This window comes from Mesorhizobium sp. P3_A2, assembly GCF_056403115.1.
Map to the genome: position 1 here is coordinate 207942 of NZ_JBFUGC010000004.1, position 19452 is coordinate 227393.

Sequence of the window (19452 nt, forward strand, 5' to 3'; positions counted from 1 at the left end):
AGAGTGCCGGGACAGCTTCCGGCACAAAGGGAACGCAGCGGCCATGTCTCAGTTCACGGTACAGACGCTCCTGGACACCGGCACCGTCAGGGTAAGGGACGTCGTCTGCAGCGGCGAATGCCGGCACAAGAGCGAAGAAGAATGTACCGGCGCCACCCATCTGGTGTTTCCCTATCGCGGTGTCTTCGTGCGCCATGTCGGCCGCAACGATGCGGTCGCCGAAGCCAACCAGTTGCTGTTCTTCAATGAGGCGGAGCCCTATCGGATCAGCCACCCGGTCGAGGGTGGCGATTCCTGCCTCGATCTCGTCATCGAGGAGGCGCAACTGCAGGAACTGACGCCGAAGGAGCAGCTGCGCTCGGGCAGTGCGTTGGCGTTTCGTCGCCAGCGCCGCCGCATCGACCCGCGGGCCCAGGCGCTGGTGGCAGTGCTGCGCCACAGCCTGAGCCGCAACATTGCCGAAACGCTGGAGGCTGAAACCCTGGCGCTAACGATGGTGCGGCGCTCCCTCGGCGAGCGCACCTCGCATGCCGCCGGCGCCAGTGCTGGCCGGCAGAAACTGGTCGACCGTGCCAAGCTCGTTCTGTCCTCGGATCTGTCGCGGCGCTGGACGCTGGCCGAGATTGCCGCCGAAGTCGGGGTGTCACCGGTTTATCTCACACAGGTTTTCCAGCAGGTCGAGGCGATACCGCTCTACCGCTATCATCTGCGCCTGCGTCTGGCGCGTGCGCTCGACCTTCTTGGCCGCTACGACAATCTCACGACGCTCGGCATGGACCTTGGCTTTTCCAGCCACAGCCACTTCAGCGCGGCGTTCCGGCAGGTCTACGGGCGAACGCCCGCGGAGTTCCAGCGTTCGATCAAGCCGTGCTGACAGGGTAAAAAAAAATCATCCGCGCAGGGCCGCCATCGCCGCCGCGTGAAGTTCCGGCGTAGCCGCGGCCAGTATGTCGCCGCCCTTCTCCGCCGGGCCACCCTCGAATGTGGTGACGACGCCGCCGGCCTTTTCGATGATCGGGATCAGCGCCACGATGTCGTAAGGCTTCAGTCCGGGATCGGTGACGATGTCGACACTGCCCGAGGCGATCATGGCGAAGGCGTAGCAATCGGCGCCATAGCGGACGAGTTGGACCTCTTTTTCGAATTTGTCGAATCGCGTGCGCGCCTCGCCCTTGAACAGCGCCGGTGTGGTGGTGAACAGCGTCGCCTCGTCGAGCTTCGTCGTCTTGCGGGTCGAGAGCTTGCGCGGTCCGCCGGGGCCTTCATAGTGGGAGCCGGAAGCGTTGGCGTAGAACAGCTCGCCGGTGAAGGGCTGCGCCATCATGCCGGCGACAGCGTCGCCGTCGATCGTGAGCCCGACCAATGTGCCCCACACCGGCAGGCCGGAGATGAAGGCGCGGGTGCCGTCGATGGGATCGATCACCCAGACATGCCGGCTGGAGACGTTCTCGCTGCCGTGCTCTTCGCCCAAAATGCCGTGATCGGGATACTCGGCCGATATCAGCGCCCGGATGGCGCGTTCCGTCTCGCGGTCGGCTTCCGTGACCGGATCGAAACTGCCCTTTTCCTTGTTGGCCACCGCGCCCTGGGCGCGGAACCGCGGCAAGGTTTCAGCCGCCGCCGCTTGCGCGATCCGGCGCATGAAATCGATGCTGATGTCCACCTGATTCTCCCGCATTGCAGAGTGCCAGACCCCGGTCTGCCGGCACTTTTGCGCCAAAACAAGCCGGTTTATCGATTTATTACCGAGATAATTGTTGCAAAAATGTCACATCGGCGCCACCGAAGCGCAATTTCCACATCAGAGTGAATTAAAAAAGGGTGGAGTCGGTTGACATTTGTGCATCGCACAATAACTTTGTTGTCGGACAGGTTTTCCTGTTCATGCCCTCCTTGGGCGTTTCCTCCCTAGACTTCGACCGTGTCGTGCAAACGATGCGGTCTTTTTTTACGCCGCCGCATGGCTGGCGCGGGATCTCATGGATAGCCGCCGTTCCGGCGTCATTCGGCAGCCAGCGGCAGGTCGATGAAATGGTGGTCGGGCATCGCCATCAGGTCGGCCGAAAAGCGCGCCATATCGTCGGCCAGTGCATCGAAACCAGCCGATTTCTGGAACGTCCGCTCATTCATGTAGAGCCCGCGATTGACCTCGATCTGCAGCGCATGCAGATGGCGCGCCGGCCGGCCGTAATGCTCGGTGATGAAGCCGCCAGCATAGGGTTTGTTGTGGGCGACGGTATAGCCCATGCCGATCAGCAGGCCGATCGCCGTCTCGGTCAGCGCAGCCGTTGCCGAGATGCCGAAACGGTCGCCGACGATGAAGTCCGGCCGCAGGCCGCTGTCGCCCACCCTGATGCTCGCCGGCATCGAATGGCAGTCGATCAGCACGGCATAGCCGAACCTGGCATGGGTTCTGGTCAAAAGTCGCTTCAGCGTCTCGTGATAGGGTTTGTAGACGGCCTCGATGCGCTGCACTGCCTCCGCCAGCGGCAGCCGCCCGGAATAGATGTCGAGCCCCTCGCCCACCAGCTTGGGCACGGTGCCGAGCCCGCCGGCGACGCGGGCCGAGCGGATGTTGCAGAAGGACGGCACCGGCTCGGCGAACATGCGCGGGTCGAGTTCCCACGGTTCGCGATTGACGTCGAGATAGGCGCGCGGAAAATTCGCCGCCAGCATCGGCGCGCCGAGCGCCACCGCGCCGCCGAACAACTCGTCGACATAGCAATCCTCGGAACGGCGGATGGCGTTGCGGTCGAGCCTGGCCATGGCCAGGAAGCGGTCGGGATAATAACGGCCGCTATGCGGTGAGTTGAAGACGAAGGGAACGCGCTGCTCGGCGCCCGATCGGATTTCGAAGGGTGGAACGACCGAAAAATCCTCGGCTGCCGTCGTCAATTTGAACGAACCCGGAAACAGCAATGCATCATGATGGGAAACTGCCACCTCATCGGCCGCATGTCCAGCATTTCGGCATGCCGGGAACCCCGTCAAATCAGGATTAATGCCGCCAGTGTTCACTTGATGTTTACCGTCACCTCCTCATATACAGGATGGTTAACGGGTTTGCCGGACGGCAGGCTTGGGCGGGTGATTCGGACGGGATAAGATGGCACGCATTCTGCTGGCGGAAGACGACGACGACATGCGCCGGTTCCTGGTCAAGGCACTGGAGCGGGCCGGATACCATGTCAGCGATTTCGACAACGGCGCCAGCGCCTATGAGCGGCTGCGCGAAGAACCGTTCTCCCTGCTGCTGACTGACATCGTCATGCCGGAGATGGATGGCATCGAGCTCGCCCGCCGCGCCACCGAGATCGATCCCGACCTCAAGGTGATGTTCATCACCGGTTTCGCGGCCGTCGCGCTCAACCCCGATTCCAAGGCGCCGAAAGACGCCAAGGTGCTGTCGAAGCCGTTCCATCTGCGCGATCTCGTCAACGAGGTCGAAAAAATGCTGCAGGCCGCCTGAAGCACTTCGGGCGAGACGCCGCCGCTCGCCTTGGCGGCGCGACAAAACGAGCCGTTCTTTCCCTTTTCCGGCTATTGACGCGCTGGATCAAAAATGGTGTATGCGCGGCTTCGGATGGGCGTGTAGCTCAGCGGGAGAGCACTGCATTGACATTGCAGGGGTCACAGGTTCAATCCCTGTCACGCCCACCATCCAGACCAAAGCGGCTTTGATTTGTTCCGCATGCCATCATGCGCTTGTCGGAACGAGATGACACTTTTCATGGCTCCGCCATGGCGCAAGGTCATCGTTTGGCGGCGGCGCCGCCAAACCATTTCCTCCAGAATATCCATTTGGACCTTCTGCGCTTGCGAAGCCGGACAATCGGCCTGTCGAAATCATCCGGGTTACCGCACTCGGTTAGAAACCGTCGCCGCCATTCGTCGCTTTCCTCGTTTCGCTGCGGGCTGAGACTCACCTTGCCCTCACGGGGGACGGGAGCATCCAACCCCGCCAGCAGGCCGATGCGCTGGCTGATGCTGTCGAAATCATCCAGCGTGTCTTCATAAAAAAGGCGGAGCGGTTCGATCCCGGTCCTGGCAAAAAACGAAGTCCAGCGACCGGTGCCAATGGCTATCTGGGCAAGGGCGAAGTCGATGCCATACGCCGAATACTCGGCATTTTTCACGGCAGCAGATTTGCTGGTCCAGGCACCGTCCTGCCATGCTTTCGCCCAGGAAATTGCCTGGCCCAGCCGATCGCGTCTTTCAAGGTATATCCACACCGGGTCAGGAAACCACTCGGTAAGCCTGATATCCCTGCTAAGCTCATAGAAATGGGACGGAAATAGTTTGGTTGCGGCCACTCCGTTTGGCGTAGCGCTGGCGGCAATACGGGCGCAACGCTCGACGGTCGGGGTCTTCTCTTCCCGGTTGAAGTACTCTTCCGGATTTCCCAGCACGCCCGTGCTGCCCATCTTTTCGCAAAGAAGCGTGCTGCCGGATCGCTGCAAGGTCGCGATAATGAGCGTCTTGCCAGGAGGTTTCCAACCTGTGGGCGGGCTGATCGGCATGTCTGACAAATACCAAGGAGACCACAGCCGAGTCCACCTTGCCAATTCAAGGAATGCAAAACCGCCCCGGCGCGAGCCGGGACGGCGCGGCCTCTCGGCCGGATCATTGCGGCCGCGGATCGGGCCTGTCGGGCTTGTCATGGGGGTTGTTGTTGCCTTCACGGCACGGGGTGCCGATGCCGCAGCATTTGCCGTTATAGGTGACACCAGGCTTGGTCTTCTCGCATTCCCTCGGCGGTGCCGTCTGACACCCCGCCAGCACCGAAACGGCGATGGCGGCGAGAAAGACGTTTCTTGAAGTGATAGACATGGACGTTCTCCTTGATGGGTCGTGTTTGCTACACAGCGCTTGGTCGCGGGCGGCAACGAAATGGTTCACGAGCAAACCTGAAATTGCCGGCAAAGCCTTTGCGGTGCAGGCTGACGAGCGGGCACGACAATGCCTGGGACAAATTTTCAGTCGTGACGCCCGGGCGCGATGGCTTTAAGGCTGGGGACAAGACGCGATGTTCGGGGGAACAATGCGAATGACGACATCAGTATGGTCGATGATCTCCGACCATTGGCGCACTCGCTCCGGCGGGTGGCCATGACGTCAACTCCGGCGGAGCGGAAGGCGACCTGGCGACGCATCTACCTCGAACTCAAACGGGCGAGGAAATATCTCCAATCGCCAGGTTCAAGCCTTGGCGGCGTGCTGGTTGCGGCAAAGCGAACGCTCGAACACAGGCACGATGTCAGGCTTCGCCTCAGGGCGGCACGTGACGCATACCCTGCCTTGCCGATTGCGGCGGCGAAGGACAGCTTCATGCTCGTTCGCATCATTGGCAACGATCTCGAGCCGCGGCACCGCAAAGGCCAGTCCTTCGACAATGCCAGCTTCATCCTGGACAATGAGCCTGCCTTTCCTGACTGCGACAAGTTCTGGATCGTCAATCGGATAGCCGATCCGGATGAGGAGGCCCGCATCGTCAGGCTGCTGGAGGGCCGCGGCCAGAGCTTTGTGCGCATCCCTTTCGACCTCGAGGCCTATGGCCGGATTGCGTGGGATATCGACAGGCTGGTGGCAAAGGAACTCCGGTTTTCCGGCAAGAGCGGCCAATCAGCTGAACTCACGCCGGCGCGCTACGAAACGCTCATCCGGCACAGCAAGAACCGCTATCTGATGAACAACAACGGCGCCCGCAACAAGGCGCTTGAGATCGCCCGCACGCGGGCGAAGTGGCTGATGCCGTGGGACGGAAACTGCTATCTGACCGAGCAGGCATTCCGGCAGATACGCGGGGCAATCGAGGCAAGGCCGTATCTGCCCTATGTCATCGTGCCGATGGCGCGCATTGTCGAAAACCTGTCTCTGCTCGACGAGAATTTTAAGCCGCGGGCTACGGAAGAGCCCCAGATCATCTTTCGCGCCGATACGACCGAACTGTTCGACGAAGATTATGCCTATGGCCGCCGGCCCAAGGTCGAAATGCTGTGGCGGCTCGGCGTTCCCGGACCATGGGACCGTTTCCGCGACGACCCGTGGGATTTCCAACGCCCGTCGCTGGCCCCCGATGCCGGGCTTTTCCACAAGGCCGGCTGGGTGGCGCGCCTGGATTCCGGGCGCTCGCATCTGGAAATCGGCAAGGCCGGTTTCGTCGCCCGCTGGGGCAGCCGCGACGAAGCCATCGTCGATATGATCGACCGCTGCGATGCCTTGGCGACCGCCGCCAGGCTCGACCCGTCGCGCCTGGTTTTTTACGACGACGCTGTTCTTGCAGCAGTATCCCAAGGCAATGACGTCGAGCTTCGCCGCCATCTCGAAACTGCCGCGAGCGAGGTGCTCGCCCGCGCTCCCGGCACCGATCTCCATCAAACAGGCGATCCTGCCCGCCTGCGCCACGTCCTGCACGACGCCACCGTGCTGGCGCTGGCGGCGGCCGTGCTCGATGAGCAGCGCTTTGCCGCCCATGCCGCGCAATGGATCCGCACATGCTTCATCGACCCCGGCAGAAGGATGAACCCGTCTCGCGCAAAACAAGGTGTCTTCGAGCTCGGTGGTCTCCACTTCTTTCTCGATGCCGTCCGCCTTGTCGAGCGGGCCGGGACGCTGACCGGGCCTGAACGGGAGGACTTCCGGAACTGGCTTGGCACCTACGGCAAATGGCTGGCCACGGCACCGGCGACAGAGTTTGGCAAGCACGGTGTCCTCAGCGATCTTCAGCGGGCATCGATCGCAATGTTTCTGAACGACGGCGCAACGCTGGCCAGGGTCCGCCTCCACGCCCGCGAAAGGCTGGCGGCCGAGATCGCACCCGACGGCTCGCTTTTGAGCCAAACCTCCAGCCTGTGCGGCGCCATGCTCGCCTTGCAGGGCTGGACAGCCCTGGCGCGGGTCTTGTCCGCGGTCGGCGACGATTTGTGGCGGCACCAGGCTGCCGAGGGACAGGGCCTGGTCACGGCGCTCCGCCGGCTTGCCGCCGACATAGACCGCCAAGATGTTGAGACCATCGACCGGGACCTGGCTCGGCCACTGCTGTTCGATCTCGCATGCCACGACCCCGCGACGCCAGCGCTTGATGTCAGCCCCGGGAGATCGCTTTTCCATCCCGACCAGGGCATCGCACCGTTCTGGGTCTGGCGAAGGCAGTGATAGACTAGATCCTGATCCCGGCTTTCCAGAGCCGCAGCCGCGCTTTCAACAGCGGGCTGGATTCACGGGTCGCGATCGGCCGGATGTAACGCCTGATCGTCCTGAACAATGCATTGGCCGGTTCGGCAGCCTGCGATCTGGCGATCATCTCAAGCGCCTGTTTCAGTTCGCCAAAGCCGTCATGCAGAATATGGGCCGCACAGGCCGTGGCATAGGGATGACCGGCCTTCGCCGCGGCAAAATAGGACGCGAAATCCTTGCCCATGGCGTGGCCGTGCACTGTCTTGCGCGACAGAGCCAAAAGCATTGGCAACGGCATCTTGGGACGCGCCTCGAATTGCACCGTCATGCGCGACTTCAAAATGGCTTCCCCTGCTGCGTAATCCTTCTCGCGAAAATAGGCCGCCGCGATCTTGAGGGGATAGGCATCGTTTTCAGGATCGAGCGCGTAGGCCTTGCCGAGAATGTCCCTCGCCTGCGCCGGGCTGATGTCGTCCTCAATGTTCAGGAACGCCGACAGATAGCCGAACGCCGCTTCGAATGGATGATAGTCGGACTGATGCTGCTTCAGCTCTTCGAGCATGAGTTGCGCCGCCAGGGGCGGGCTGAACAGCGCCGTGGTCCTGGTGCGCGGAACGCCGCTCATCACCGACGACACGGATGCGAACACGCTGCTGCCGGCGTAGATCCGCTGACAACGCGCCAGAAGGCCCATCTCGAAAAATGCCCTCAGCGTCTCATCCTCGAATTCGTTGGCGCCGAAATCGTCGGTCAGCAACGCGCCGGTTTGCGACCTCAGATAGTCGAGCGTCGCACGATCCTGGCCGACCAGCAGAGTCGCAATACCCTGTGACGCGAGCTCGGCCACAATCGCCTTGGCCAGCGTGGAAGGGATTACCTTGCCGTTGAAATTCAGCATCGAGCGGTATTTGCCGCGAACGATGTCGCCGCTGCGAAGATGCAGCCCGGCCATTTGCCCCGGAAATTGACAGGACTGGGCCGCGTGCAGCGCATGGTTCACCGACTCGGCAAAGCCGAGAGTCCTGATCGTTTCGGATGTCGCGATCAGCTTTCCCTTGTCGCGAAAAGACTCCAGAACGTTGAAATCGTTGCAGAGCCAGCCGCGAAAAAAGCTTCGGCGGGCTGACGCATTCAGGCTTGCGCGGGTGAATTTCCCTTTCTTGAGAACCTCGAGATCCGTCTCTCTGATCTTTTCGCCCAGCCAGTGTTTCTCGATGAATTCGGGATTAAATATTTTGTCGACCGTATCGACAATGTGAAACGTCTTGTCCGAGACGGCTCTCTTCCAGGTGAATCCAAAGCGGTGGCCTGTCGCATCGGCAAGCGCCTTTGCATTGACCATGGCCAGAAGCCGGCCGCCCAGCCCGTCATCCCTGGTCGCGGCAATCAACTTTGCATGCTGAGGATCGGGATCAGGCCGCGCCGAGGCGGACGTCACCCTTCTCAACATGGCTGAGAAACCACGCATATGTCTGTTCCAATCCACTGCGAAGCACGTAGCGCGGGCGCCATCCCATTGCAAACAGCCGCGACACATCCATCAGCTTGCGCGGCGTGCCGTCCGGCTTGGTCGTATCAAAGGTGATCGTAGCCTCGACGCCGGCGACGGATGCGACGGTTTGGGCAAGCTCGGCAATGGTGACATCCTCCCCCGAACCGACATTGACGTGGCTGTCGCCGCTATAATTCTTCAACAGCCAGACCAGCGCATCGGCAGCGTCGTCGACATGCAGGAATTCGCGCCTCGGCGTGCCCGAGCCCCAAACCTCGAGGCTGCTGCCGCCGCTCAGCGCCAGCGCATGCGCCTTTCGCATCAGCGCCGGCACCACATGGCTGCTCTGAAGGTCGAAATTGTCGCCTGGGCCGTAAAGGTTGGCCGGCATCGCCGAGATATAATCGACGCCGTGCTGGCGCCGATAGGCCTGGCACAGTTTCAGCCCTGCGATCTTGGCGATCGCATACCATTCATTGGTGGGCTCGAGCGGGCCGGTCAGCAGTGCATCTTCCGGGATCGGCTGTGGCGCGAGCTTGGGATAGATGCAGGACGAGCCGAGAAACAAAAGCTTGCCGACCTCGCTACGAAAAGCGCTATCGATGACATTGCTCTGCATGATCAGATTGTCCTGCAGGAAATCGACCGGGAACCTGTCATTGGCCAGAATGCCGCCGACCTTGGCGGCCGCCATCACCACCGCATCCGGCCGGTGCTCGGTCATCCAGCGCCGCACGCCGGCCTGGTCGAGCAAGTCGAACCTGTCGCGGGATACGGTGAGCACCTCGCAATCCTCGCTCGCCAGCCGTCGCACGACGGCCGAACCGACCATGCCGCGATGCCCGGCGACGAAGACACGCTTGCCTTTCAGCTCAAATGTCACGTCCATCGGCCTGCCTCACGCAGAACGGCTGTTCTGCCGCGTGCCGCCGGCAGCACGCGCCAGATCGGCCTGCACCATTTCCGCCACAAGATCCCTGAACCCGGTCGTGTGCGACCAGCCAAGTTTCGCCTTGGCCTTGGCGGGGTCGCCGAGCAAAAAGTCGACCTCGGTCGGCCGAAAATAGCGCGGATCGATACGCACCAGGACCGTGCCCGAGCCGGCATCGACACCAACCTCGTCGAGACCCTCGCCTTGCCAGCGGATGCTGCGTCCGGTCTCGGCAAATGCCAGTTCGACAAATTCGCGCACCGAATGCGCCTCGCCGGTCGCCAGCACGAAATCGTCGGCTTCGCTGTGCTGCAGAATGCGCCACATGCCTTCTACGTAGTCGCGCGCATGGCCCCAGTCACGCCTGGCGTCGAGATTGCCGAGATAGAGCGTGTCCTGCAGGCCGTGTTGGATCGAGGCGACGGCTCGTGTGATCTTGCGGGTGACGAAGGTTTCGCCGCGCGTCGGGCTTTCGTGGTTGAACAGGATGCCATTGGCGGCGAACATGCCGTAGGCTTCGCGGTAATTGACCGTGATCCAGTAGGCGTAGAGCTTGGCCGCGGCATAGGGCGAGCGCGGATGGAACGGCGTCGTCTCGCTTTGCGGGACCTCGCGCGCCTTGCCGTAAAGCTCCGAGGTCGAGGCCTGGTAGAAACGCACCGATTTTTCCATGCCGAGGATGCGGATCGCCTCCAGCAGCCTGAGCGTGCCCAACGCATCGGCATTGCCGGTATATTCGGGCGTCTCGAAACTCACCTGGACATGGCTCTGGGCGCCAAGATTGTAAATCTCGCTCGGCCGCGTCTCCTGCACGAGGCGAATGAGATTGGTTGCATCGGTCAGGTCGCCATAATGCAGGAAAAAGCGCGCACCGCGCTCGTGCGGATCGACATAGATGTCATCGACGCGCTCGGTATTGAACGAAGATGAGCGGCGTTTGACGCCATGGACAATATAGCCCTTCCGCAGAAGAAAATCTGCAAGATAGGCCCCGTCCTGCCCGGTTACACCGGTGATGAGCGCCACTTTTTCCGTCATTGCCGCATTCGTCCGCATCTAATCCGGCAACGGAATACAGATTTGACGCAAGAACGCAAATCCCCCACACGGGGGATACTTTTCAGCCAACGGTTGCGTTGCGCTCAGGCACCCGCGACCGCGCAGAAATGCTTCATCCTGGCCAACGCAAGCGCGGGATCGGCGAGCAACCCTGCCTGGTCGCCAAGGCGAAAGATGTCGGCATAGTGCAGGATGCCGCGCGCCGACTGCATGCCGCCGACCATTGTGAAATGATCCTGATGGCCGTTGAGCCAGGCCATGAAGACAATGCCAGCCTTGTAGTACTCGGTCGGCGCCTCGAAGATCTTGCGCGACAGTGGCACCGTCGGCGCCATCAGCGCGTCATAGCCGGCGCGGTCGCCGTCAGCCAACTTCGCCAGGGCCGCATTGGCGGCCGGGGCGATGGCGTCGAATATGCCGAGCAAGGCGTGCGAATGCCGCTTCCCGTCGCCTGCGATCAGTTCAGGGTAGTTGAAATCGTCGCCGGTGAACATGACGACGCCGTCCGGCAACCGGTCGCGCAGGGCGACTTCCTTGCCAGCATCGAGCAGGGAAATCTTTATCCCTTCGACCTTGCCGGCATGGCGCTCGATGATGGCGACGACGGTGTCGAGCGCAGTCTCGAAATTCTCACTGCCCCAATAGCCCCTTAGTGCCGGATCGAACATGTCGCCCAGCCAGTGCAGGATGACCTTGCCGGAGGCCTGACTGAGGATGCGGTCGTAGACCCTGATATAATCATCCGGGCCTTTGGCGACCGCCGCCAGCGCCCGACTGGCCATCATGATTGCCTTGCCACCCTGCCCTTCGATGAAGGTGAACTGTTCCTCATAGGCGGCGATCACGTCATCGAGCGTCCTGGCAGCCCCCGGCATCAGATGATCGGTGCCGGCGCCCGATGCCAGATCGGCGCCTTCGACGCTGCGCGCCTCGGCGATCGAGCGCCGGATCAATTCCTGCGCATTTGTCCAGTCGAACCCCATGCCGCGCTGCGAGGTGTCCATCGCTTCGGCGATGCGGAAGCCGAGCCGCCACAGATGGTGGCGAAACGCCATCGTCCTGTCCCAGTCGACCGCAGGCTTCGACCACGGATTGGTCATCGCAAGCGGGTCGGCGACGACATGCGCCGCGGCATAGGCAATGCGCGGGAAAGCAGCACCTATTCTGGGCTCCACCGGGTTGCCCACGAGCTTGTAGCTGACGCGGCCGCCATTCTCCGCAGGCAGGGTAATATCCATGGCAACCTCCGTTTCCGGCATCCTATAAATGGAACGTTCCAATAAATCAAGAAGCTTTATGATTCCTGAGATTGAACCGGTCCAAATGCCGAAAAGAGGCCAAGAGCCTTGCCAGACATCACATTCATCAATTTTTCGATCCTCTCCAGAATCCCGATTGACTCTCGTTTGGCACAGTGATTAGAACGTTCCAATAGATTTGCCAATCCAGGCGGAGGAAACCACCCGTATGGCCAGCCGGCCCAAGGCAACGATCCTGGACATCGCCCGCGAGGCCGGTGTGTCCAAATCGACGGTGTCGCTCGTGCTGCAAGGCTCAGGGCTGATCCGGCCTGAGACCGCGGTCAAGGTTCGCAAGGCGATCGAGGATGTCGGCTATGTCTACAACCGCGGCGCCGCCAATCTGCGCAAGGCCCACTCCAACGTCATCGGCATGGTCATCAACGATCTCACCAACCCCTTTTTCGCCGAGCTGGCGGTCGGCATGGAGCGTGTCTTCCAGTCGGCCGGCATCGTGCCGTTCATCGCCAACACGGCGGAAAATCCTGTTCGTCAGGAAGAAGTGCTGAAGTCGCTGATGGAACAGGGCGTCGCAGGCCTGATCGTGTCGCCGGCGCGCGGCACGACGCCGGGCGCCTTCCGCCGCATCGAGACGGCCGGCGTGCCGGTGGTCTTCGCGATGCGCCGCCTGCCGGACAGCCGCATCCCGGTGATCGCGCCCGACAATCATCGCGGCGCGTACCTTGCGGCCGCCCATCTGATCGGCAAGGGCCATCGCCGGCTGGCTTTCTTCGGTGGCACGTCCGATCTGGTCGTCTATCAGGAGCGCCTGGGCGGCTTTCGCGAAGCCTGCGAAACATTGGGCATCGCCAGGCGAGACGTGCTCGTCGTCGAAGGCGAGACCAGCCGCAGGGGCGGCATCGCCTGCCTGGAAACCGCCCTTGCCATGCCCGAGCCGCCGACGGCGGCGCTGTGTTTCAACGACGCCGTTGCCTTCGGCGTCATGCTGGCGCTGCGCAAGCGCGGGCTGGAGCCCGGCGCGGATTTCGCCGTTGTCGGTTTCGACGACGTGGTCGAGGCCGAGCACTACATGCCGGCGCTGACAAGCGTCTCGGTGGACACGGCAGGCCTTGGCGAGCGCGCCGCGCATGTCATGCTGAAGATGATCCAGTCGCGCACCACGCGTGCCGAGGACCATATCGGCGCCGTCAATCTGGTCGTCAGGGAAAGCTGCGGTCCCGATCGCCGCGCCCGGAACACGCCTGCAGGAATGGGAGACGCGGCATGAGCGTCAGATGGGGATTGATCGGCGCCAGCACGATCGCCAAACAGTTCATGATCAACGCCATCCGTGCGCAAGAGGGTGGCGAGATATCAGCGGTGATGAGCTCCAGCCCGGAGCGGGCCAAGGCCTATGCCGCGGAAAACAACATTCCGCTTGCCGTCTCGACACTCGACGACCTGCTCGGCGCCGGCATCGACGCCGTCTACATCTCGACCACCAATGAACTTCATCTCGAACAGGCGCTGGCCGCCATCAAGGCGGGAAAGCATGTTCTGTGCGAAAAGCCGCTGGCGCTGACCAGCGCCGATGCGCGCACCATGGTCGCCGCCGCCAAGGCAGCCGGAATCGTGCTTGGCACCAACCATCATCTGCGCAATGCCGGCGCCCACCGCGCCATGCGCGATGCCATATCAGCCGGCCGCATCGGCAAGCCGATCGCCGCGCGTGTCTTCCATGCCGTCTACCTGCCGGAGAACCTGCAGGGTTGGCGCATCACCAAACCTGAGGCCGGCGGCGGGGTGGTGCTCGACATCACCGTGCACGATGCCGACACGCTGCGTTTCGTGCTTGGCGACGACCCGATCGAGATTTCCGCCTTCACCCAGTCGGCCGGCATGGCCGGCAGTGGGCTGGAAGACGGCGCCATGTGCATCTGGCGCTTCAAGTCCGGCGTCATTGCCCAGTCGCATGAAGGCTTCACCACAAAGTTCGCCGACACCGGCTTCGAGGTGCATGGTTCGGAAGGCTCGTTGATCGGCAAAAATGTGATGACGCAAAAGCCGGTCGGCACGGTGCTGCTGCGCACAGCCAAGGGCGAGGAGGAACTGAGTTTCGACCACGAAGACCTCTACGTCCGATCGCTGCGCCAGTTCCACGCCGCCATCAGCGGCAAAGGCCAGCCCTCCGCCACCGGCGAGGACGGCGTCTGGTCGCTTGCGTCAGCAGAAGCGGCGTTGCAGTCGGAGAAATCCGGCAAGGCGGTCGCAATCGATCCCAAGCTCGGGAGTGCCAAGTGAGCAAGCTCGTCTCCGCCGCTGCGGCCGCCGGCCTGATCAAGGACGGCATGACCGTATCCGTCTCCTCGTCGAGCGGCCTCGGCTGCCCGGATGCGGTGCTGGCCGCCATCGGCGAGCGCTTCGACACCGAAGGTCATCCCAAGAACATCACCACGCTGCACCCGATCGCCGCCGGCGACATGTACGGCATCAAGGGCATCGACCATCTGGCCAAGCCCGGCCTGTTGAAGCGCACGCTCTGCGGCTCCTATCCCTCGGGCCCCTCCTCGTCCGAGCCGCCGCAGATTTGGAAAATGATCGGCGACAATTCGGTTGCCGCCTACAATGTGCCGTCCGGCATCCTGTTCGACATGCATCGGGAGGCCGCCGCCAAGCGGCCGGGCGTGCTGACCAAGGTCGGCCTCGACACTTTCGCCGATCCGCGCCACCAGGGCTGCGCCATGAACGCGGCCGCCAGCGAGCCGATCGTCTCGGTGCAGCAGTTCGACGGCGAGGAATGGCTCTATTTCCGCGCGATCGTACCCAACATCTCGATCATCCGCGCCACCACCGCCGACGAGCGCGGCAACCTCACCTATGAGCATGAAGGCGCCTATCTCGGCGGTCTCGAACAGGCACTCGCTGCCCGCAACAATGGCGGCATCGTCATCGCGCAGGTCAAGCGCGTGGTCGAGAACGGCACGCTGAAGCCGCACGATGTACGCGTGCCCGGCGTTCTGGTCGACCATATCGTGGTGGCGCCGGATCAGTTGCAGACGACGCTGACGCCTTATGATCCGGCGATTTCAGGCGAGATCTTCCGGCCGCTGTCGAGCTTCCGCAACGCCGAGATGAACGTCCAGAAGGTCATCGCACGCCGCGTTGCCATGGAATTGCGCGACGGCATGGCCGTCAACATCGGCTTCGGCATCTCCGCCAACGTGCCACGCATCCTCCTCGAGGAAGGCCAGCACGGCAAGGTCACCTGGGTGATCGAACAAGGCGCTGTCGGCGGCGTGCCGCTGCTCGACTTCAAGTTCGGCTGCGCCTCCAATGCCGAGGCGATCATGCCCTCGCCGCACCAGTTCATCTACTTCCAGGCCGGCGGCTTCGACGCCTCGCTGCTATCCTTCCTGCAGATCGACCGCCACGGCTCGGTCAATGTCTCCAAGCTGTCGGCACGGCCGCATGTCACCGCCGGCGCCGGTGGCTTCGTCGACATCACCGCGCGGGCGAAGAAGATCGTCTTCTCCGGCTTCTTCAATGCCGGTGCGAAACTGTCGCTCGCCGAAGGCGGCATCCGCATCGACACCGAAGGCAAGGTCAAGAAGGTGGTCAACGAAGTCGAGCACATCTCCTTCTCTGGCAAGCGTGCTGTCGCGCAGGGGCAGGACATCACTTACGTCACTGAGCGCTGCGTGATGAAGCTGACGCCGGACGGCCTGATGGTGACGGAACTGGCGCCGGGCATCGACCTCGAGCGCGACGTGCTGGCGCAGTCCGAGACACCGCTCGGCGTCGCCAACGACCTCAAGGTCACGCCGACGGCCCTCTACCAGGATCGGCCGATCGGCCTGTCGCTGAATGGCGGCGCTTCGCTCGGAGGCGCACATGACTGAGCGCCTCGTAACTTTCGAACAGGACGGCGCCATCGGTATCGTCACGCTGCGCCGGCCTGAAAAGTTCAACGCGCTGGACATCCCGATGCTGCGCGCTCTCGGAGCCGCGCTCGACGAAGCCGAGATGGCTGAAGGCGTGCGCGTCGTGCTGGTCCGCGGCGAAGGCAAAGGCTTTTGCGCCGGCGGCGACGTCGAGGCCTGGGGTGGCATGAGCGCCGCCGACTTCCAGGTGCAATGGGTGCGCTATGGCCACCGCGTCTTCGACCGGCTGGCAAGGCTCCGGCAACCGACCATTGCGGTGCTGTCCGGCCATGCGCTGGGCGGCGGGCTGGAACTGGCAGTCGCCTGCGACTTCCGCGTCGCAGAAACGCAGGTGAAGCTCGGCTTCCCCGAGACCTCGATCGGCGTTGTCCCCGGCTGGTCCGGCACGCAACGCGCCGTGCGCCGCTTTGGCGCCCAGATCGTCCGCCGCATGGCGCTCGGCGGCGAAGTCTTTGCCGCCCCCGACGCGCTCGCCCTCGGCATCGTCGACCGCGTGGTCGAGACCGGTCAGGCGTTCGCCGAAGCCAAGGTGTGGGCAGGAAAAATCGCCGAACGCGGACCGCTCGCAACCGAAGCCGCCAAACTGATGATCGCAGTCGCCGAAGGCGAGGAAAGTGCCGCAGCAACGGAAGCCCTGGCCAGTGGCTTCATTGCGCTGACCGGCGACCTCAAGGCTGGCGTAAGCGCCTTCAAGGCCAAGCAGAAGCCGGCCTTTTCAAGATCCTAGAGAAAGCATGATGAACGCACCGCTCAACATTTCCATGCCGACTGAAGCGTCCAGGGCGCCGAAGGCCTATAAGCTCCTGATCGACGGCAAGCATGTCGATGCCCACGATGGCCGCACGCTGGAGCGCAACAGCCCCGGCCACGGCTTCACCGTTTCGCGCTATGCGCAGGCCGGCGAGCCCGAGGTGGAAGCGGCGATGCAGGCCGCGCACAGAGCCTTCGAGACCGGCCCGTGGCCGCGCATGAAAGCCTCCGAACGCGCCGCAATCCTGCTCAAGACGGCCGACCTGATCGAGGCACAGCTGGAAGACATCGCCCGGCTCGATGCGCTGGAATCCGGCAAGCCGATCGCTCAGGCGCGCGGCGAGATCGGTGGCGCCGTCGACATCTGGCGCTATGCCGCCTCGCTTGCCCGCACGCTGCATGGCGAGAGCTACGCCAATCTCGGCGACGCCATGCTGGGCGTGGTCGTGCGCGAACCGATCGGTGTCGTCTCGATCATTACGCCGTGGAATTTCCCTTTCCTCATCGTCAGCCAGAAACTCCCCTTCGCGCTCGCCGCCGGCTGCACGGCGGTGGTCAAACCCAGCGAAATGACCTCGGCCTCGACCTTCCTGCTCGGCGATATTCTGATGCAGGCCGGCCTGCCCGCCGGTGTCGTCAACATCCTTGCGGGACTGGGCGCCGATGTCGGTGCGCCGATGGTCAGCCATCCGCTGGTCGAGATGGTGTCCTTCACCGGCTCGACCCGCGTCGGCAAGATGACCATGGCTGCAGCCGCGCAGTCGCTGAAGAAAATCTCGATGGAGCTCGGCGGCAAGAACGGCCAGATCGTCTTCCCCGATGCCGATCTCAAAGCAGCCGCCGACGCTGCGGTGTTCGGCGGCTTCTTCAACGCCGGTGAGTGCTGCAATGCCGGCAGCCGGCTGATCGTGCATGAGGCGATCGCCGACGATTTCCTCGCCGCCGTGAAGGCCCTCACCGCTAAAGTGACGGTAGGCGATCCGCTCGACGACCGCACCAAGGTCGGCGCGATGATTTCGTCGGACCATCTGGCCAAGGTGGCCGGTTACGTTACGGCAGCGGCAAGCGGCGGCAGCAATGTCTACAGCGGCGGTGCGCAGCGGGCCTCCAATGCCGGACAATACCTCGATCCAACCATTGTTAGCGGCGTTACCGAGGACATGGCTATTGCGCGTGAGGAAGTGTTCGGGCCGGTGCTTTCCGTGCTGACTTTTGAATCGATTGAAAAGGCGTTGCACATCGCCAACAACACGCCTTATGGTCTCTCGGCAGGGGTGTGGAGCGCCAGCATCGACACTTGCATGTCGGTGGCGCGTGGTGTGCGTTCGGGGACGGTTTGGGTGAACACATTCATGGAAGGCTACCCCGAGCTGCCATTCGGGGGCTACAAGCAGTCCGGTGTCGGACGCGAACTCGGCAAACGCGCTGTCGAGGACTATACCGAGGAAAAAACAATCCAGTTTCATCGCGGCCAGCGCACCGGTTGGTGGGTCGGCTGAGTTTGGAAGAGCCCGGCGGGCATCCGTCGGTTTTGTGAATGCAACAAAGGGAGGTAGTACATGTTGCGCAAACTGCTTATCGGAACGGCTCTGGCGACGACCTTTGCTTTCTCGGCCCATGCCGAGGACGTCAAGGAAGTGCAGATGCTGCATTGGTGGACGTCGGGCGGCGAAGCGGCTGCTCTCAACGTCCTCAAGGGCGACCTGGCCAAGGAAGGCTATGCCTGGAAGGACGTGCCGGTGGCCGGCGGTGGCGGCGACGCCGCCATGACCGCGCTGAAGGCAATGGTCGCGGCCGGCAACTACCCGACCGCATCGCAGATGCTCGGCTACACCGTGCTCGACTACGCAGCGGCCGGCGTCATGGGCGACCTCACCGAGACCGCGAAGAAGGAAGGCTGGGACAAGTCGGTTCCGGCAGCCCTGCAGAAGTTCTCCGTCTACGACGGCAAGTGGGTCGCGGCTCCGGTCAACGTCCACTCGGTCAACTGGCTGTGGATCAACAAAGCGGTGATGGACAAGATCGGCGGCGCCGAGCCGAAGACCTTCGACGACTTCGTTGGCCTGCTCGACAAGGCCAAGGCGGCTGGCGTCATCCCGCTCGCTCTCGGCGGCCAGAACTGGCAGGAAGCCACCATGTTCGACTCGGTCGTACTGTCGACCGGTGGACCTGAGTTCTACAAGAAGGCCTTCAACGACCTCGACGACGAGTCGCTCAAGTCCGACACGATGAAGAAGTCGTTCGACAATCTTGCCAAACTCGTCACCTATGTCGACCCGAACTTCTCGGGCCGCGACTGGAACCTTGCCACCGCCATGGTCATCAAGGGCGACGCCCTGGTGCAGGTCATGGGCGACTGGGCCAAGGGTGAGTTCAACGCCGCCAAGAAAACGCCGGGCACGGACTTCCTGTGCTATCGCTTCCCGGGCACCGACGGCTCCGTGATCTACAACTCCGACATGTTCGGCATGTTCAACGTTCCGGACGACCGCAAGGCCGCCCAGGTCGCATTGGCCACCGCCACGCTGTCGAAGAGCTTCCAGTCGGCCTTCAACGTCGTCAAGGGTTCGGTTCCGGCCCGTACCGACGTTCCGGACACCGACTTCGACGCGTGCGGCAAGAAGGGCATCGCCGACCTGAAGGCTGCCAATGAAGGCGGCACGCTGTTCGGCTCGCTGGCCCAGGGCTACGGCGCGCCTCCGGCGGTCGCCAATGCCTACAAGGACGTCGTTTCGAAGTTCGTCCATGGTCAGATCAAGACCTCGGACGAAGCCGTGACCGAACTGGTCAAGGCAATCGACGACGCCAAGTAAGCGCTATGCCTAAACCACCTTCCCCGCTTCGGCGGGGAAGGTTTCACCTCAG

General features: G+C 62.7%; 17 protein-coding genes and 1 tRNA gene. 10 read left to right on the forward strand and 8 right to left on the reverse strand.

Annotation, left to right across the window (positions count from 1 at the left end):
* Nucleotides 1–43: 43 nt before the first annotated feature.
* On the forward strand, nucleotides 44–874 hold the full coding sequence (locus AC1DXM_RS11295; protein WP_477233107.1) for a helix-turn-helix transcriptional regulator: 831 nt from the start codon (nucleotides 44–46) through the stop codon (nucleotides 872–874).
* Between the two features lie 15 nt (nucleotides 875–889).
* On the opposite strand, the gene hisN is transcribed toward AC1DXM_RS11295, so the two are convergent.
* Both hisN and AC1DXM_RS11305 read right to left on the reverse strand, forming a co-directional pair.
* Nucleotides 890–1663 carry a histidinol-phosphatase gene (gene hisN, locus AC1DXM_RS11300; protein ID WP_477233108.1) on the reverse strand — a complete coding sequence of 258 codons (774 nt, stop codon included), beginning with the start codon at nucleotides 1661–1663 and terminating at the stop codon, nucleotides 890–892.
* Nucleotides 1664–2001: 338 nt separating this feature from the next.
* A complete protein-coding gene (locus AC1DXM_RS11305; protein ID WP_181057444.1) occupies nucleotides 2002–2943 on the reverse strand; it encodes an N-formylglutamate amidohydrolase in 942 nt (313 codons plus the stop codon).
* A 163-nt stretch (nucleotides 2944–3106) separates the two neighbouring features.
* Between AC1DXM_RS11305 and cpdR the strand changes: the two genes are divergently transcribed.
* Both cpdR and AC1DXM_RS11315 read left to right on the forward strand, forming a co-directional pair.
* Nucleotides 3107–3469 (forward strand): cell cycle two-component system response regulator CpdR, encoded by a 363-nt coding sequence (gene cpdR, locus AC1DXM_RS11310; RefSeq protein ID WP_023671195.1) that lies wholly within the window; start codon nucleotides 3107–3109, stop codon nucleotides 3467–3469.
* 116 nt (nucleotides 3470–3585) lie between these two features.
* A tRNA-Val gene (locus AC1DXM_RS11315) sits at nucleotides 3586–3660 on the forward strand.
* A gap of 92 nt (nucleotides 3661–3752) precedes the next feature.
* On the opposite strand, the gene AC1DXM_RS11320 is transcribed toward AC1DXM_RS11315, so the two are convergent.
* Both AC1DXM_RS11320 and AC1DXM_RS11325 read right to left on the reverse strand, forming a co-directional pair.
* The gene (locus AC1DXM_RS11320) at nucleotides 3753–4520 is read right to left on the reverse strand and encodes a Stf0 family sulfotransferase (RefSeq protein ID WP_477233109.1); all 768 of its coding nucleotides are present in this window, start codon (nucleotides 4518–4520) and stop codon (nucleotides 3753–3755) included.
* A 103-nt stretch (nucleotides 4521–4623) separates the two neighbouring features.
* Nucleotides 4624–4830 (reverse strand): hypothetical protein, encoded by a 207-nt coding sequence (locus tag AC1DXM_RS11325; RefSeq protein ID WP_477233110.1) that lies wholly within the window; start codon nucleotides 4828–4830, stop codon nucleotides 4624–4626.
* Nucleotides 4831–5109: 279 nt separating this feature from the next.
* Between AC1DXM_RS11325 and AC1DXM_RS11330 the strand changes: the two genes are divergently transcribed.
* The gene (locus AC1DXM_RS11330; RefSeq protein ID WP_477233111.1) at nucleotides 5110–7155 is read left to right on the forward strand and encodes an alginate lyase family protein; all 2046 of its coding nucleotides are present in this window, start codon (nucleotides 5110–5112) and stop codon (nucleotides 7153–7155) included.
* 4 nt (nucleotides 7156–7159) lie between these two features.
* Here the strand turns inward: AC1DXM_RS11330 and AC1DXM_RS11335 are convergent, their stop codons facing one another.
* The 4 genes from AC1DXM_RS11335 to AC1DXM_RS11350 form a co-directional block, all read right to left on the reverse strand.
* On the reverse strand, nucleotides 7160–8644 hold the full coding sequence (locus tag AC1DXM_RS11335) for a hypothetical protein (protein WP_477233112.1): 1485 nt from the start codon (nucleotides 8642–8644) through the stop codon (nucleotides 7160–7162).
* Complete coding sequence (fcl, locus tag AC1DXM_RS11340) at nucleotides 8589–9557, reverse strand: GDP-L-fucose synthase (RefSeq protein ID WP_477233113.1); 969 nt, start codon at nucleotides 9555–9557, stop codon at nucleotides 8589–8591. Before fcl ends, AC1DXM_RS11335 begins: the two co-directional genes overlap by 56 nt.
* Before the next feature lie 9 nt (nucleotides 9558–9566).
* Nucleotides 9567–10637: a GDP-mannose 4,6-dehydratase gene (gene gmd / locus AC1DXM_RS11345; protein WP_477233114.1), complete on the reverse strand. Its 1071-nt coding sequence runs from the start codon at nucleotides 10635–10637 to the stop codon at nucleotides 9567–9569.
* A gap of 104 nt (nucleotides 10638–10741) precedes the next feature.
* On the reverse strand, nucleotides 10742–11896 hold the full coding sequence (locus AC1DXM_RS11350) for a dihydrodipicolinate synthase family protein (RefSeq protein WP_477233115.1): 1155 nt from the start codon (nucleotides 11894–11896) through the stop codon (nucleotides 10742–10744).
* Nucleotides 11897–12125: 229 nt separating this feature from the next.
* Here AC1DXM_RS11350 and AC1DXM_RS11355 point away from each other — a divergent pair, with 229 nt between their 5' ends.
* From AC1DXM_RS11355 to AC1DXM_RS11380, 6 genes are read left to right on the forward strand one after another with little or no spacing between them, the layout of a single operon-like run.
* On the forward strand, nucleotides 12126–13184 hold the full coding sequence (locus AC1DXM_RS11355; protein ID WP_477233116.1) for a LacI family DNA-binding transcriptional regulator: 1059 nt from the start codon (nucleotides 12126–12128) through the stop codon (nucleotides 13182–13184).
* Entirely contained in the window at nucleotides 13181–14197 is a 1017-nt protein-coding gene (locus tag AC1DXM_RS11360) for a Gfo/Idh/MocA family protein (protein ID WP_477233117.1), read from the forward strand. Before AC1DXM_RS11355 ends, AC1DXM_RS11360 begins: the two co-directional genes overlap by 4 nt.
* On the forward strand, nucleotides 14194–15795 hold the full coding sequence (locus AC1DXM_RS11365; protein ID WP_477233118.1) for an acyl CoA:acetate/3-ketoacid CoA transferase: 1602 nt from the start codon (nucleotides 14194–14196) through the stop codon (nucleotides 15793–15795). The genes AC1DXM_RS11360 and AC1DXM_RS11365 overlap by 4 nt, the downstream gene beginning before the upstream one ends.
* Nucleotides 15788–16564, forward strand: coding sequence for an enoyl-CoA hydratase/isomerase family protein (locus AC1DXM_RS11370; RefSeq protein ID WP_477233119.1), 777 nt, complete (start codon nucleotides 15788–15790; stop codon nucleotides 16562–16564). The genes AC1DXM_RS11365 and AC1DXM_RS11370 overlap by 8 nt, the downstream gene beginning before the upstream one ends.
* A gap of 10 nt (nucleotides 16565–16574) precedes the next feature.
* Entirely contained in the window at nucleotides 16575–18086 is a 1512-nt protein-coding gene (locus tag AC1DXM_RS11375; RefSeq protein ID WP_477233403.1) for an aldehyde dehydrogenase family protein, read from the forward strand.
* A gap of 60 nt (nucleotides 18087–18146) precedes the next feature.
* Complete coding sequence (locus AC1DXM_RS11380) at nucleotides 18147–19400, forward strand: ABC transporter substrate-binding protein (RefSeq protein ID WP_477233120.1); 1254 nt, start codon at nucleotides 18147–18149, stop codon at nucleotides 19398–19400.
* Nucleotides 19401–19452 lie beyond the last annotated feature (52 nt).

Excerpts from the sequence above, each read along its gene's own strand:
- AC1DXM_RS11350 (WP_477233115.1), bottom strand. The coding sequence starts at position 11,896 with ATGGATATTACCCTGCCTGCGGAGAATGGCGGCCGCGTCAGCTACAAG.
- AC1DXM_RS11335 (WP_477233112.1), bottom strand. The coding sequence starts at position 8,644 with ATGCGTGGTTTCTCAGCCATGTTGAGAAGGGTGACGTCCGCCTCGGCG.
- AC1DXM_RS11355 (WP_477233116.1), top strand. The coding sequence starts at position 12,126 with ATGGCCAGCCGGCCCAAGGCAACGATCCTGGACATCGCCCGCGAGGCC.
- AC1DXM_RS11380 (WP_477233120.1), top strand. The coding sequence starts at position 18,147 with ATGTTGCGCAAACTGCTTATCGGAACGGCTCTGGCGACGACCTTTGCT.
- AC1DXM_RS11330 (WP_477233111.1), top strand. The coding sequence starts at position 5,110 with ATGACGTCAACTCCGGCGGAGCGGAAGGCGACCTGGCGACGCATCTAC.
- AC1DXM_RS11360 (WP_477233117.1), top strand. The coding sequence starts at position 13,181 with ATGAGCGTCAGATGGGGATTGATCGGCGCCAGCACGATCGCCAAACAG.
- fcl (WP_477233113.1), bottom strand. The coding sequence starts at position 9,557 with ATGGACGTGACATTTGAGCTGAAAGGCAAGCGTGTCTTCGTCGCCGGG.
- AC1DXM_RS11370 (WP_477233119.1), top strand. The coding sequence starts at position 15,788 with ATGACTGAGCGCCTCGTAACTTTCGAACAGGACGGCGCCATCGGTATC.
- AC1DXM_RS11325 (WP_477233110.1), bottom strand. The coding sequence starts at position 4,830 with ATGTCTATCACTTCAAGAAACGTCTTTCTCGCCGCCATCGCCGTTTCG.
- AC1DXM_RS11375 (WP_477233403.1), top strand. The coding sequence starts at position 16,575 with ATGAACGCACCGCTCAACATTTCCATGCCGACTGAAGCGTCCAGGGCG.
- cpdR (WP_023671195.1), top strand. The coding sequence starts at position 3,107 with ATGGCACGCATTCTGCTGGCGGAAGACGACGACGACATGCGCCGGTTC.
- AC1DXM_RS11295 (WP_477233107.1), top strand. The coding sequence starts at position 44 with ATGTCTCAGTTCACGGTACAGACGCTCCTGGACACCGGCACCGTCAGG.
- gmd (WP_477233114.1), bottom strand. The coding sequence starts at position 10,637 with ATGACGGAAAAAGTGGCGCTCATCACCGGTGTAACCGGGCAGGACGGG.
- AC1DXM_RS11320 (WP_477233109.1), bottom strand. The coding sequence starts at position 4,520 with ATGCCGATCAGCCCGCCCACAGGTTGGAAACCTCCTGGCAAGACGCTC.